Source organism: Streptosporangium sp. NPDC048886, from assembly GCF_055586905.1.
Genome location: NZ_JBVJHH010000001.1, coordinates 177,019 through 190,094, shown reverse-complemented (window position 1 = coordinate 190,094; position 13,076 = coordinate 177,019). Strand labels below are relative to the sequence as shown.

At 72.2% G+C, this 13,076-nt stretch carries 14 protein-coding genes; 4 read left to right on the top strand and 10 right to left on the bottom strand.

Annotation, left to right across the window (positions count from 1 at the left end):
• Window positions 1-5 precede the first annotated feature (5 nt).
• Window positions 6-908, bottom strand: coding sequence for a proline iminopeptidase-family hydrolase (locus ACZ6R6_RS00810; protein ID WP_470089056.1), 903 nt, complete (start codon window positions 906-908; stop codon window positions 6-8).
• A 134-nt stretch (window positions 909-1,042) separates the two neighbouring features.
• Here ACZ6R6_RS00810 and ACZ6R6_RS00805 point away from each other — a divergent pair, with 134 nt between their 5' ends.
• Window positions 1,043-1,903 (top strand): FadR/GntR family transcriptional regulator, encoded by an 861-nt coding sequence (locus tag ACZ6R6_RS00805; protein ID WP_470089055.1) that lies wholly within the window; start codon window positions 1,043-1,045, stop codon window positions 1,901-1,903.
• 146 nt (window positions 1,904-2,049) lie between these two features.
• Here the strand turns inward: ACZ6R6_RS00805 and ACZ6R6_RS00800 are convergent, their stop codons facing one another.
• From ACZ6R6_RS00800 to rimP, 9 genes are all read right to left on the bottom strand, one after another.
• On the bottom strand, window positions 2,050-3,471 hold the full coding sequence (locus ACZ6R6_RS00800; protein ID WP_470089053.1) for a leucyl aminopeptidase: 1,422 nt from the start codon (window positions 3,469-3,471) through the stop codon (window positions 2,050-2,052).
• A gap of 75 nt (window positions 3,472-3,546) precedes the next feature.
• Window positions 3,547-4,446: a tRNA pseudouridine(55) synthase TruB gene (gene truB, locus ACZ6R6_RS00795; protein WP_470089052.1), complete on the bottom strand. Its 900-nt coding sequence runs from the start codon at window positions 4,444-4,446 to the stop codon at window positions 3,547-3,549.
• 33 nt (window positions 4,447-4,479) lie between these two features.
• Window positions 4,480-5,478 (bottom strand): DHH family phosphoesterase, encoded by a 999-nt coding sequence (locus tag ACZ6R6_RS00790; protein ID WP_470089050.1) that lies wholly within the window; start codon window positions 5,476-5,478, stop codon window positions 4,480-4,482.
• Window positions 5,475-5,957: a 30S ribosome-binding factor RbfA gene (rbfA, locus tag ACZ6R6_RS00785; protein ID WP_470089049.1), complete on the bottom strand. Its 483-nt coding sequence runs from the start codon at window positions 5,955-5,957 to the stop codon at window positions 5,475-5,477. The genes ACZ6R6_RS00790 and rbfA overlap by 4 nt, the downstream gene beginning before the upstream one ends.
• A gap of 69 nt (window positions 5,958-6,026) precedes the next feature.
• Window positions 6,027-6,326, bottom strand: a complete 300-nt coding sequence (locus ACZ6R6_RS00780; RefSeq protein WP_470089047.1) for a DUF503 domain-containing protein — start codon at window positions 6,324-6,326, stop codon at window positions 6,027-6,029.
• A 126-nt stretch (window positions 6,327-6,452) separates the two neighbouring features.
• Window positions 6,453-9,587, bottom strand: a complete 3,135-nt coding sequence (gene infB / locus ACZ6R6_RS00775) for a translation initiation factor IF-2 (RefSeq protein WP_470089046.1) — start codon at window positions 9,585-9,587, stop codon at window positions 6,453-6,455.
• 142 nt (window positions 9,588-9,729) lie between these two features.
• A complete protein-coding gene (locus ACZ6R6_RS00770; RefSeq protein WP_306858544.1) occupies window positions 9,730-9,981 on the bottom strand; it encodes a YlxR family protein in 252 nt (83 codons plus the stop codon).
• Between the two features lie 34 nt (window positions 9,982-10,015).
• Window positions 10,016-11,011 carry a transcription termination factor NusA gene (nusA, locus tag ACZ6R6_RS00765; RefSeq protein ID WP_306858543.1) on the bottom strand — a complete coding sequence of 332 codons (996 nt, stop codon included), beginning with the start codon at window positions 11,009-11,011 and terminating at the stop codon, window positions 10,016-10,018.
• Window positions 11,012-11,034: 23 nt separating this feature from the next.
• Complete coding sequence (gene rimP, locus ACZ6R6_RS00760) at window positions 11,035-11,535, bottom strand: ribosome maturation factor RimP (protein ID WP_470089045.1); 501 nt, start codon at window positions 11,533-11,535, stop codon at window positions 11,035-11,037.
• Between the two features lie 189 nt (window positions 11,536-11,724).
• Between rimP and ACZ6R6_RS00755 the strand changes: the two genes are divergently transcribed.
• From ACZ6R6_RS00755 to ACZ6R6_RS00745, 3 genes are all read left to right on the top strand, one after another.
• A complete protein-coding gene (locus ACZ6R6_RS00755; protein WP_470089043.1) occupies window positions 11,725-12,216 on the top strand; it encodes a hypothetical protein in 492 nt (163 codons plus the stop codon).
• A complete protein-coding gene (locus tag ACZ6R6_RS00750; RefSeq protein WP_470089042.1) occupies window positions 12,213-12,662 on the top strand; it encodes a ferritin-like domain-containing protein in 450 nt (149 codons plus the stop codon). Before ACZ6R6_RS00755 ends, ACZ6R6_RS00750 begins: the two co-directional genes overlap by 4 nt.
• 84 nt (window positions 12,663-12,746) lie before the next feature.
• Window positions 12,747-12,938: a DUF4236 domain-containing protein gene (locus ACZ6R6_RS00745; protein WP_470089041.1), complete on the top strand. Its 192-nt coding sequence runs from the start codon at window positions 12,747-12,749 to the stop codon at window positions 12,936-12,938.
• Window positions 12,939-13,076 lie beyond the last annotated feature (138 nt).

Here is a 13,076-nt window from a genome sequence, read left to right as displayed (position 1 = left end):
TGGTCCTAGTCCGTGGAGTCGAGGAAGGAGCCGACCACCTGCAGGAAGAGCTCCTCTTCCTCGATGTGCGGCATGTGGCTGGAGTGCTCGAAGATCTGCCATCGGACGTCGGGGATGTGGTCCGCGAAGGGCTGCACGGTGCGAGGGGTGGCCTCGTCATGGCGCCCGGAGACGAGCAGGGTCGGCGCCGTCACCTGGTGCAGCCGGTCGACGACCGACCAGTCCCGCAGGGTGCCGACGACGTGGAACTCGGTCGGTCCGTTCATCGTGTGGTACACGGTCGGGTCCTCGGCGGTCTTGGCGTCGCTGGCCAGGACCTCCGGCGGGTTCGGCACGATCATGCAGACGTGGCGGGCGTTGAACACCTTCTCCGCCGCCCGGTATTCGCCGCTGTCGGTCGTCCCGGCGGCCTCGTGCTCGCGGAGCGTCCGCTCGACCTCGGGCGGCAGCTCGGCGCGCAGCCGGTCGCATTCCTCGCGCCAGAGCTTCATCGAGGCGGGCGAGTCGGCGATGACCAGGCCCCTGAGCCCGCGGGGCCGCAGTACGGCGTGCTCGGCGGCGAGCATGCCGCCCCACGACTGGCCGATCAGGTGGTAGCGGCCGTCGATGCCCAGGTGGGCGAGCAGGTTGTCCAACTCGTCGAGGAAGAGCTCGACGGTCCAGAAGTCGGCGCCGCGTTCGGGCAGGTGGGTGGAGAGCCCCACGCCGAGCTGGTCGTAGTGGACGACGGCCCGGCCCTGTTCGGCCAGCCGCGCCATGCGCAGCGTGTAGTCGTGGGCCGCGCCGGGGCCGCCGTGCAGCACGACGAGGGGGGTCTTGTCCGCGTTCAGGTCGCCCGTCACGCGGTACCAGGTACGCCAGTCCTTGAAGGGGGCGAGACCCTGGGTGGTCGGTTCGGGGATGGCCACCACAGTCCTCCATATGACGATTGGGGACACATGCCACCAGATGAGACGAATGTCCGTGTTGTGGACATCTTAAGGATTAATGGCCTGAACACAAGACCTTTTTTGAAACCGGGAGTTTGGGTAACGTTCCAGGTGTGCACCCCGACGCGACGCCCCCCACTACCGACGACCTCTCCCGGATGCTGGGCCAGGTGCTGGACGACGTCGCCCAGCCCGCCGCGCTCGGCCCCGTCCGGGTGCAGTCGGTGGCCACCGAGGTGGCCGACCGGCTGATGACCGCCGTCGCGATAGGCGACTACCTGCCGGGCGAACGCCTGCCCGGCGAGCGCGAGCTGGCCACGATCCTCGACGTGAGCCGCGCGACGGTGCGCGAGGCCATCGGCCGGCTGCAGGCGGTGGGCATCGTGGAGATCAAACGCGGCCGGACCGGCGGGGCCTATGTCAGGGCGAGCTGGACCGAGGCCACCGCCTCAGCCGTGCGCCGGACGCTCCTGCCCCGCTGGCCCGAGCTGGAGCAGCTGTTCGACCTGCGCTGCCTGGTGGAGGGGCTGGTCGCGCGGACCGCCGCGCTCCGCCGTACGGACGAGGACCTGGCGGCCATGCGCGTAGCGCTGGAGGGCTACGCAGCGGCCGGCACGCTGGGCCAGGAGCAGGCCGCCGACGCGGCCTTCCATAACGCCGTGCTGGCCGCGACGGGCAACCCGAAGATCAACGCGCTGAGCCGGGACCTGCTGACGCGGGTGAGCCTGGGCTTCCCGGTCGAGCCGTACGGCGAGGACGACCCGGACGCCTACCAGCGGGCGCTGATCGAGCACCGGAAGATCTACGAGGCCATCGAGGCGGGCGACGCCGAGCAGGCGGGCTCCCTGGCGGAGGAGCACTTCACGCTCACCTCCGACATGATGCGCACCATGCTCGAACGCGCCCAGGGCCGGGTCCCCGGGCAGCCCGGCCCGGCCGGGGAGCCGGACTCCGGGATCGGGCCCGCCTACTAGGTGCGCCGACCACGGGCTAGGTGCGCCACCCACGGGCGTTGCCGGCGGCGGGGCCATGGCGGAGAGCACCGGTGAGGCGGAGGCGTCGAGCCCGCACCTCACCGGAGCTCTCCGGACCGCCCTGGAAGTGGGTCTCCGGGCGCCGTCTAGGAGCGGGTCTCCGGACCGCCCTGGGAGCGGGTCTCCAGATAGCCGATCAGCGTGCGGACCATCGCGCCGGTCGCCCCGGCCGGGCCCAGGTCGGTGGCCTTGTCCAGGTAGGCGGTGGTGGCGAAATCCAGGTGCGCCCAGGGCAGCCCGGCGGTGAACGGGCGCAGGAACAGCGCGGCGATCGTCGCGTCGGCCAGGCTGCCGCCCTCGTTCCTCGCGTCGGCGATCTCGGAGCTGAGCCTGTCGGCGTAGGGCTCCCACAGCGGCAGCTCCCACATCGGCTCGCCGGCCCGCGTCCCGGCCGCGATCAGCTCGCCGACCAGCCGCCGGTCACTGCCGATCACCCCGGTGATGTCCTCCCCGAGCGCGTGCATCACCGAGTAGGTCAGCGTGGCCGCGTCGATGAGCACGTCCGGAGAGCTCTCGGCAAGGTAGGCGAGCGCGTCGGCCAGCACCAGGCGGCCCTCGCTGTCGGTGTCGGTCACCTCGGTGGTCCGCCCGTTGCGATGTGTGAGCACGTCCCCGGGACGGATCGCGGAGCCGCTGACCATGTTCTCGGCGGCGGGCACCACGGCGGTGACCCCGACCGGCAGCTCCAGCCGGGCGGCGGCCTGGACGACCGCGAGCATGGTCGCGCCGCCCGCCATGTCGCACTTCATGGTGGACATCGCCCCCGGGCCCTTGATGGCGAGACCGCCGGAGTCGAAGGTGATGCCCTTGCCCGCGAGGCCGACCGTGCCGTGGGCGCCGTCGCCGGGGTGGCTGACCTCGATCAGGCACGGCGGGTTGGCACTGGCCGCGCCCACGCCGAGGATGCCGCCGAAGCCGCCCGCACCGAGCGCGGCGGCCTCCAGCACCCGCACGCCCAGCCCGTACGTCTCGGCCATCGCCCGCGCCCGCTCGGCCAGGTCCATCGGGACCAGGTCACCGGCCGGAGTGTTGACCAGGTCCCGGGCGAAGGTCACCGCGTCGGCGACGATCCCGGCCCGCGCGACCCCCCGCGGGTCCTCGCCGGCCAGAACGATCAGCTCCCGTACGGCGTGCCCGCGCGGCTCGCTCTTGTAGCCGTCGAACCGGTAGCCGCCCAGCCGCACACCCTCGATGACCGCCTGGGCGTCGGGGAAGGCGACCGCCACCGTGGGGAAGTCGGCCAGCCGGGGCGCGACCCGGCCCACCGCCCGCCGCACCGCGTGCCCGTCGTCGTCGGCGCCGAGCCCGACGAGCAGGACCGCGGCCGCCCGGAAGGCGTCGCCGTCCCGGCGCGGCAGCAGCAGGTCCTGACCGGCCCGGCCGGTGAACCTGACCTGGCCGAGCACGCCGCCCAGGCCCAGCCCGGGGTCGCACCCCTCGCGCACCGGCAGGACGAGCAGGTCCGCGGCGACCTCGGCGGCGGGACGGGAGGAGAGGGACACCTCCATGAGGCGACTCCTAACAGAGCTAAAAGGTCCAGTCCACGAACCTTAAAGCACTGTCATGTCACACGGGACACCGGGTCAGGAGACGAACACCGCCAGCGATTTGGTGATCTTTCCGTGCTCCTCGACCAGCGCCAGCAGCGTGCCGTCCGGGCCGAACACCCCGATCGGGCCCTTGCCCAGCCCCAGCGAGGGCAGCCGCCCACCGTGCGCGACGGTGCCCGCCTCCTCGGCGGTCACGTCGCGGCGCGGGAAGGCCGCCGCGACCGCGTCGGCCATCGGCAGGATCGTGCACTCGGCGGAGAGCTGCTCGACGGTGCGCGCCATCGACAGGTCGTAGGGGCCGACCCGGGTGCGGCGCAGGTAGGTCAGGTGACCGCCGGTGCCCAGGTCGGCGCCCAGGTCACGCGCCAGCGCGCGGATGTAGGTGCCGCTGGAGCAGGTCACCGAGGCGTCGACGTCGATCAGGTCGCCCGCGCGGCGGATGCCGGTGATCTCGAAGCCCGACACCGTCACCGGCCGTGCCTGGAGCTCGACCTCCTCTCCCGCCCTGGCCCGCTTGTAGGCGCGCTCGCCGTTCACCTTGATGGCGCTGACCTGGGGCGGGACCTGCATGATCCGGCCGGTGAGGGCGGCGACGCCCTTCCTGAGGTCCTCCTCGGCGATCCCGGCGGCCGGAGCCGTCGCGATGATCTCCCCCTCGGCGTCGTCGGTGTTGGTGGACTGGCCGAGCCGGATCGTGGCGTCGTAGCCCTTCTCGGTGAGGGCGAGGTGGCCCAGGAGGCGGGTGGCCTTCTCCACGCCGACCACCAGCACCCCGGTGGCCATCGGGTCCAGGGTGCCGGCGTGGCCGACCTTGCGGGTGCCCGCGATGCCGCGGAGCTTGCCGACGACGTCGTGCGAGGTCCAGTCGGCGGGCTTGTCCACGATGATCAGCCCGCTCGGCGGCGGGGTGCGCTTGGCGCGAGCCGTGCTCATTCGAACAGTCCTTCTACAGAAAGTGCGCGGAGACTACAGGAGTGCGCGCAGACCGGCCATCGTCTGCTCGACGGGCAGATGGGAGGTGAAGCCCGCCGCCTTGGCGTGCCCGCCGCCGCCCAGCGCGGCGCAGACGCGGGAGACGTCCACCGCGCCCTTGGAACGGGTGGAGACCTGCCAGGCGCCGTCGTCGTCCTCCTTGAGGATCACCGCGACGTCGGCCTCATCGGTGCGCCGGATCACGTCGATGATCCCCTCCACCTCGTCGTACGGCAGGCCGTGGGCGGCCCGGTCGGCCCGGGTGACGAACGTCCAGACCAGTCCCCGGCCCACCTCCGGCTCCAGCGTCACCCGGTCGAGGACGGCGCCGAGCACCTTGAGGTAGCCGAACGGGGAACGGTCCCACAGCTCCCGGGCGATCTCCTCCGGGTTCAGCCCGGTGTCGAGCAGCCTGGCGGCCATGAGGTGCACCCCGGCAGTGGTGGAGGAGTGCCGGAACGAGCCGGTGTCGGTGACCAGCCCGGCGTACAGGCAGGTCGCGATGGCCCTGTCGAGCGGCAGGCCGAGCCGGTTGATCAGCTCCTCGGCGAGCACCGCGGTCGCCGCGGCGGCGGGGTCGACGAGGTTGAGCGTGCCGAACCCGGTGTTGGACGGGTGATGGTCCACCACGATCAGCTCGCGGGCCTTGAGCGCGTTGTCGGCGAGCAGGCCGAGCCGGTCGACGATGGGGACGTCGAAGGTGATCATCAGATCGGGGACGGCCGGGTAGTCGCCGGGCTCGACCAGCAGCTCCTGCCCGGGCAGGAAGCGCAGCAGCCGGGGGACCCTGAAGCGGCGCTCCCCGAAGGAGGCCGTGACCCGCTTGCCCGCCGCGCGCAGCGCCAGCCCGAGCGCCAGCGTCGAGCCGAGCGCGTCGCCGTCCGGCGAGATGTGGCAGGCCAGCGCGATCTCGTCGGCGGACGAGATCAGGCCGACGGCCCGATCCCAGTCGCTGACCGGGATCGGGGCGCCGCCGCGCAGGTCGGGCGTCACGTTGCGGGGTATCCCGCGCGCTGTGACGGCTCCTCGTCGTTCTCCTCGGATCCGTCGTTCTCCTCGCCGGGCTTGCGGTAGGGGTCGGCGTCCCCGGCGTGCTGCGCGCCCTCGGCCCGCTTGGCGATCTCGGCGTCCCGGGCCTTCGCCTCGGCCAGCAGGCCGTCGAGGTGGCGGGCGCTGTCAGGGAGCGGGTCGTGGGTGAACGTCAGCGTCGGGGTGTGGCGCAGACCCGTCTGGCGGCCCACCTCCGAGCGGATGAGCCCCTTGGCGCTCTCCAGGGCCGCGGCCGAGTCGGCCCGCTCGGCCTCCGAGCCGAACACGGTGTAGAAGACCGTGGCCTCGCTCAGGTCATTGGTGATCCGCGTGTCCGTCACGGTCACGAACCCCAGCCGCGGGTCCTTGATCCGACGCTCCAGCATCTCGGCCACGACCTGCTGAATCCGGTCGGCGATCTTACGTGCGCGTGCGGCGTCCATATTCACTCCCCCCTTCTCACAGTAACGACCGGGCACGGAGGGCGGCTCCGCGACCGGTCATCCCTGTGACTAGTCCTCGTCCTCGTTGTAGAGCCGCTGCCGGGCGGACAGCAGCTCGATCTCCGGATGGAAGGCGACCAGGCGCTCGCAGTCGTCCAGCACCGTGCCGCAGTTCGCGGCGGTGGCCGAGACGACCGCGATCCCGATCTCGGTACGGCGGTGCAGATCGAGATGGCCGGTCTCGGCGACGGCCACGCCCGGGAACCGTCGCTGCACCTCGGCGATGATGGGACGCACCACAGAGCGCTTCTGCTTCAGCGAGTGAACGTCGCCGAGCAGGATGTCCAATGTCAGGGCACCTACATACATATTGAGTCACTCGCCACGGGTCACCGTGCGCCGGCGGCGCGGGGCCACCCGCCGGCCGGAGGCGGCCCACCCATGGGGTGGAGGCCGCCTCCGGCCGGGCGAGCGGTCCCGCGCCGGACCAGAGCATCAGACGCGCGGCTTCTCCCGCATCTCGAACGTCTCGATGACGTCGTCGATCTTGATGTCGTTGTAGCCGACACCGATACCGCACTCGTAGCCCTCGCGGACCTCGGTCGCGTCGTCCTTGAAGCGACGCAGCGACGAAACGGTGAGGTTGTCGGAGATGACGACACCACCACGGATGATCCGGGCCTTGCTGTTGCGGACGATCGTGCCCGAGCGGACCAGCGCACCGGCGATGTTGCCGATCTTCGGCACCTTGAAGACCTCGCGGACTTCGGCGGTGCCCATCTGGACCTCTTCGAACTCCGGCTTGAGCATGCCCTTGAGGGCCGCCTCGATCTCCTCGATCGCCTGGTAGATGACCGAGTAGTAGCGGATGTCGACGCCCTCGCGCTCGGCCAGGTCGCGCGCCCGGACTTCGGGGCGCACGTTGAAGCCGATGATGACGGCGTTGTCGTCGGCGACCGCCAGGTTGACGTCGTACTCGGTGATCGCACCGACGGCGCGGTGGAGCACCCGCAGGCGCACCTCGTCACCGACGTCGATCTTGAGCAGCGCGTCCTCGAGGGCTTCGACCGAACCGGAGACGTCACCCTTGATGATGAGCTTGAGCTCGTCGACCTGGCCCTTCTCCATCTCGCTGAAGAGCTCTTCGAGGGTGCGGCGACGGCCGGACCTGGCCATGTCCGCGATGCGCTTGCGGGCCGCACGCTGCTGGGCGATCTGGCGCGCCATCCGGTCGTCGGTGACGACGATGAAGTTGTCACCGGCACCCGGGACCGCGGTCAGACCGAGGACCAGCACCGGACGCGACGGGTCGGCTTCCTGAATCGCCTCGCCGTTGTCGTCCAGCATCGCCCGGACGCGGCCGAAGGCCTCGCCACAGACGATCGAGTCGCCGACGCGGAGCGTGCCGCGCTGGACCAGCACGGTCGCGACCGGGCCGCGGCCCTTGTCGAGGTGCGCCTCGATGGCGACGCCCTGGGCGTCCATCGTGGCGTTGGCCCGCAGGTCGAGCTCGGCGTCCGCGGTGAGCAGGATGGCCTCGAGCAGGTTCTCGATGCCGATCCCGTTCTTGGCGGAGATGTCGACGAACATCGTGGTGCCGCCGTACTCCTCGGCGACCAGGCCGTACTCGGTGAGCTGGGCCCGGACCTTGTTGGGGTCGGCGCCCTCCTTGTCGACCTTGTTGACCGCGACCACGATCGGCACGTCCGCCGCCTGGGCGTGGTTCAGCGCCTCGATGGTCTGCGGCTTCACACCGTCGTCGGCCGCGACCACCAGGACGGCGATGTCGGTGACCTTGGCACCACGGGCACGCATGGCGGTGAACGCCTCGTGACCCGGGGTGTCGATGAAGGTGATCTTCCGGTCTTCGCCCTCGTGCTCGGTGGCGATCTGGTAGGCACCGATGTGCTGGGTGATGCCACCCGCCTCGCGCGCCACCTCGTTGGTGTTACGGATGGCGTCGAGCAGCTTGGTCTTACCGTGGTCGACGTGACCCATGACGGTCACCACCGGCGGACGCGCGACGAGGTCGGACTCGTCGCCCTCGTCCTCGCCGAACTCGATGTCGAAGGTCTCGAGAAGCTCGCGGTCCTCCTCCTCCGGGCTGACCACAAGCAGGTTGTAGTCGAGCTCGGCGGCCAGGAGCTGGAGCGTCTCCTCGTTGACCGACTGCGTGGCGGTCACCATCTCGCCCAGGTGCAGCATGATCTGCACCAGGGACGCCGGGTTCGCACCGATCTTGTCGGCGAAGTCCGCCAGGGAGGCGCCACGCGACAGCCGGATCGTCTGACCGTTGCCGCGGGGAGCCTGCACGCCGCCGATCGCCGGGGCCTGCATGTTGTCGAACTCTTGACGCCGCTGGCGCTTGGACTTGCGCCCACGGGTCGGGCGTCCGCCCGGACGGCCGAAGGCGCCCGCCGTGCCGCCACCGCGGCCACGGCCACCGCCGCCGCCGGGACGGCCGGCGAAACCGCCGCCACCGCCACCGGGACCACCGGTTCCGGTGCCGGGACGGCCCGCGCCGCCGCCACCACCGGGACGGCCGGCGAAACCGCCGCCACCACCGGGACGGCCACCGCCGCCACCGGGACGACCGCCGCCACCGCCACCGGGACGGCCGGCGCCGCCCGGACCGGGACGGCCCGCGCCGCCGCCGGGACCGGCGGGACGGCCCTGGGGCATCATCATCGGGCTGGGACGGGGACCTCCGGGACGCGGACCACCCGCACCGGCGCCGGGGCCGGGGCGCGGACCACCCGCACCGGGACCCGGACGCGGACCCGCCGCACCGGGCGGGCCCGGACGGGCCGCGGGCGGACGGGGACCGGCGCCGTCGCGCTGCCCCTGGTCGCGGGGGCCGCGGTCCTCACGAGGACCGGGACGCGGGCCCCTGTCGCCGGGGCCGCCGTCACGGCCGCCGGGACGCGGCGGACGGGCCTGGCCCATGCCGCTGGCGTTCGACGAGAACGGGTTGTTGCCGGGGCGCGGCCCACGCGGGCCCGGCCGCGGGCCGGGCTTGGGGCCGGGCGCCGCACCGGGACGGGGGCCCGAAGGGGCTCCACCCGGGCCGCCGGAGGGGCGACCCTCCGGACGCGCGGCCTCCGGACGGGGCGCCGGTCCCGGACGCGGAGCCGGGCGAGGACCCGGCTTGGGGCCGGGGGTCGCGGGGCGTCCGGCGTCGGGGCGCGGAGCCTCGAAACGCGGCGGCTGAACCGGCGAGGGCTGCTGCTGCTGCTGCTGAGGCGGCGCCTGCGGAGGCTGGGGAACCACGGGCGGGGCCTGCGGCGCGGGGGCCGCGGGACGGGCCGCTGCGGGCCCAGGCCTCGGACCCGGCTTGGGGGCCGGTCCCGGCTTGGGAATCGAGGACGGCGCCGCGGGGGCGCCGCTTCCGGCCTGGCTCTCAGCCGGCCGGGGTGCCGCCTGAGGCGGCCTGGGCGACCTGTTGCCGCCCCTGTCGGACGAGCCCCTGGGGGGACCGCCCAAAGCTTCCGTGAGCCTACGGACTACCGGTGCTTCGATAGTCGAGGACGCCGAACGCACGAACTCGCCCATCTCCTGGAGCTTGGCCATGACGACCTTGCTCTCTACACCGAACTCCTTGGCGAGCTCGTATACCCGGACCTTCGCCACTGCACTCCCTTACTCGGCCCGGGAGGCAGTGCCGCCGGACCGTCGTTACGTAGACGTACTCATCGCCGCATGCTCATCAGGCGCTCATAGCTATCTGACCAGCCCATCAACTCGGCGTCCTACATGACAGTTGGCAACCATTTCACCCGATCCTTTCAGCGTGGACCTCTTCCAGGTGGGCCCGTACGCGCGACGGGTCGAGCGGGCCCGCGACACGAAACGCGCGCGGAAACGCTCGGCGACGCTCGGCGAGCTCGAGACAGCTCAGGGAGGGATGCAGTGAAGCACCACGACCCTGGAGCCGTCGTCGCAGGTCAGGGACTATAACGCCCTCGACCACCACCAGGCGGAGCAGCTCGGAGGAGACCGTGCGAACCCGGCACCCCACACACATTCTCAGCGGGGCGGCCTGGCCACCATATTCCAGCTTACCGTGTGGACGCATCTGCGGAACCGGCCGCATCCCCTGCTTGTGTGTCCGGACGGATGTCGATGCGCCATCCGGTGAGGCGATTGGCCAGCCGGGCGTTCTGCCCCTCCTTGCCGATCGCCAGGGAGAGCTGGTAGTCCGGCACGGTCACCCGCGCGGCGCGCCCCTCGGCGTCGATCACCTCGACATGGGAAACACGGGAGGGCGAGAGGGCATTCCCGACGAACTCCGCGGGATCCTCCGACCAGTCGATGATGTCGATCTTCTCGCCGTGCAGCTCCGCCATCACGTTGCGCACCCGCGAGCCCATCGGGCCGATGCAGGCGCCCTTGGCGTTCACGCCGGGACGCCGCGACCGCACAGCGATCTTGGTCCGGTGGCCGGCCTCGCGCGCGATGGCGGCGATCTCGACCGTCCCGTCGGCGATCTCCGGGACCTCCAGGGCGAAGAGCTTCTTCACCAGACCGGGGTGGGTGCGCGACAGGGTCACCGACGGGCCCTTGTGGCCCTTCTTGACCTGGACCACGTAGCAGCGGATGCGCTCGCCGTGGACGTATTCCTCGCCGGGGACCTGCTCGTTGTGCGGGAGCACTGCCTCGATCTTGCCGAGGTCCACCAGGACGACCCTCGGGTCCTTGCCCTGCTGGATGACGCCGGCCACGAGCTCGCCCTCACGGCTGGCGAACTCACCGAAGTTGATCTCGTCCTCGGCGTCCCTGAGCTGCTGCAGGATGACCTGCTTGGCGGTGGTCGCGGCGATGCGGCTGAAGTTGCCCGGGGTGTCGTCGAACTCCCTGAGCACCTCCCCGCTCTCGTCGTCGATCTCGGCGGCGAAAATGGTCACGTGCCCGGACTGCCGGTCGAGCTGGGCCCGCGCCTTGGCGGCCGCGCCCTCGCTCCGGAAGTATGCGATCAGTAGCGCGTCCTCGATCGCCTTGACGACCAGGTCGAAGGAGATGTCCTTCTCCCGCTCCAGGCTGCGCAGGACGCTCATGTCGATGTCCACGAGGCTCCCCCTTAGCCTTCGTCGCCGTCTTCGCCGTCGTCTTCGGCGTCGTCTAGCCGGCGGAATTCCACCTGCACCCGTCCTCGGGTCAGGTCCTGATAATCGATGCGGTGCGGTGCGCCCGCAACGTCCAGCTCCACGCCGGTCTCGTCGGTGGCGACGATCCGGCCCTCCACGGAGGTGCCGTCCCTCAGGTCGGCCTTGACCAGCCGCTTCACCGCCCGGCGCCAGTGGCGCGGCTCGGTGAGCGGGCGGTCGACCCCCGGAGAGGAGACCTCCAGCACGTAGGGGGTGTTCCCCATGGCGTCGTCGGCGTCCAGCGTGGCGGAGACGGCGAGGCTGACCTCGGCGACGTCGTCCAGGCTCACGCCGCCGTCACGGTCGACGACGACGCGCAGCAACCGCCGCTTGCCCGCCGGCGTGACCGTGACGTCCTCCAAGTCGAGCCCTTCGGCTCCGACGACAGGTTCCAGAAGCTTTATCAGGCGGTCGCGGGATGTGGCGCTGCCCATGCCGACCTCCTATTGTCACGATCTCAAGCCGGGCGGACCTCGCCCATGTGGTTCACAAGCCTATCCACACCGGGGTGTGGAAAGAGCGCCACTCGGTACGGCGAGCCCGTCCGAGAAGCGCGGTGAATGTGATTCCAAGCCCGTACGATGCTAGAGCGTCAGCAGCCCACCCATAACCGGAGGTCGTCCGTGCGTTCCCTGTCCCGGCGCGCCCTGTTGCGGGGCGGCGCTCTCGGGGTGGCCGCCGCGGCGGTCGCGGGGTGCGCCGCCGAGGAGCCGGAGCCCCCGCGGGCCGAGCCTCCCGACCCGGAGACCGTGCTGCTCAAGCAGCTGATCGCGGGCAAGGAGCAGACCATCGCGCGCTACGCGTCGGCCGCCTCCGCCAAGCTCGCCCCCTTCAGGGAGCGGCACGAGGCCCACCTCGCCGAGCTCCGCAGACGGCTGCCGCCCGAGGCCGCGGCCACCCCGGCGCCGTCCGGGAGCGCCCCGTCCCCCGCGCCCTCCGGCACCCCCGCGCCGGCCCGGAAGGCGTCCCTGCGGAGCCTGCAGACGCTGGAGCGGAAGGCCGCCGCGCTCCGCCCCCGCCAGCTCGACGGGGCCTCCCCCGCCCTGGCCCAGTTGATCGCCTCCATCGGCGCCTGTGAGGCCGCCCACGCCCTGGCCCTGTCGAGGCCGCTGTGAGGGCCGAACGGGGGCTCGACACGGCCCTGGCGGCCGAGCACGCGGCCGTCTACGCCTACGGGGTCATCGCCGCCAGGTCCACGGGCGCGCTGCGCACCGTCGCGACCGACGCCTTCGACGCCCACCGCGCCCGCCGCGACCGGCTCCGCGCCCTGATCGTCGCCCGCGGCGGCGCCCCCGCCGAGCCGGCCGCGAGCTACCGGCTGCCGCTCACCCCGTCCGGCGCGGCCCAGGCCGTGGAGCTGGCCGTGACGGTCGAACGGGGGGTGACGGGCGCCTATCTGGAGCTGGCCGCCTCCGACGACCCGGCCCTGCGGAAGATGGCCGCGCTGGCCATGCAGGAGTGCGCCGTCCGCTCCTACGGCCTGCGCCCGGACATCGAGGCGTTCCCGGGGATGCCCGCGCGTCCCGGGCCCACCCCCACCGCGACGACCCCGCCGCCGTGAACGGGTGAGCCGCCGCCCGCCCGCGTTTGGAGCGGCGCAGGCGGGTAGCTGAACCTCCCTGCCGACACGTCAAGGGAGGAAGCAATGGGCTGGGGATACAGGAAGTCGCTGAAGTTCGGTCCGTTCCGTCTCAACCTGTCGCGGAGCGGGGTCGGCCACAGCTGGGGCAACCGCGCGTTCCGGGTCACCAAGACGGCCGACGGCCGCCGCACCCTGAGCGTGAACCTGCCCGGGGGCTTCCACTGGCGCAAGACCCTCGGCAGCAACTCCCGGTAACCGGCGCCGCGCGGGGGACCCGCCCGGCGGGTCTCCCGGGCGCGGCGCCGCGGGCTCCGCGCGCCGGTCCGCGGGCCGGACGTGACCCGACCGCGCACGGCCCGCGGGGGCCGATCACGCGGGCCGCGGCCGGATGGT

Excerpts from the sequence above, each read along its gene's own strand:
- ACZ6R6_RS00800 (WP_470089053.1), bottom strand. The coding sequence starts at position 3,471 with ATGGAGGTGTCCCTCTCCTCCCGTCCCGCCGCCGAGGTCGCCGCGGAC.
- truB (WP_470089052.1), bottom strand. The coding sequence starts at position 4,446 with ATGAGCACGGCTCGCGCCAAGCGCACCCCGCCGCCGAGCGGGCTGATC.
- rbfA (WP_470089049.1), bottom strand. The coding sequence starts at position 5,957 with ATGGACGCCGCACGCGCACGTAAGATCGCCGACCGGATTCAGCAGGTC.
- ACZ6R6_RS00780 (WP_470089047.1), bottom strand. The coding sequence starts at position 6,326 with ATGTATGTAGGTGCCCTGACATTGGACATCCTGCTCGGCGACGTTCAC.
- ACZ6R6_RS00770 (WP_306858544.1), bottom strand. The coding sequence starts at position 9,981 with ATGTGTGTGGGGTGCCGGGTTCGCACGGTCTCCTCCGAGCTGCTCCGC.
- nusA (WP_306858543.1), bottom strand. The coding sequence starts at position 11,011 with ATGAGCGTCCTGCGCAGCCTGGAGCGGGAGAAGGACATCTCCTTCGAC.
- rimP (WP_470089045.1), bottom strand. The coding sequence starts at position 11,535 with ATGGGCAGCGCCACATCCCGCGACCGCCTGATAAAGCTTCTGGAACCT.
- ACZ6R6_RS00745 (WP_470089041.1), top strand. The coding sequence starts at position 12,747 with ATGGGCTGGGGATACAGGAAGTCGCTGAAGTTCGGTCCGTTCCGTCTC.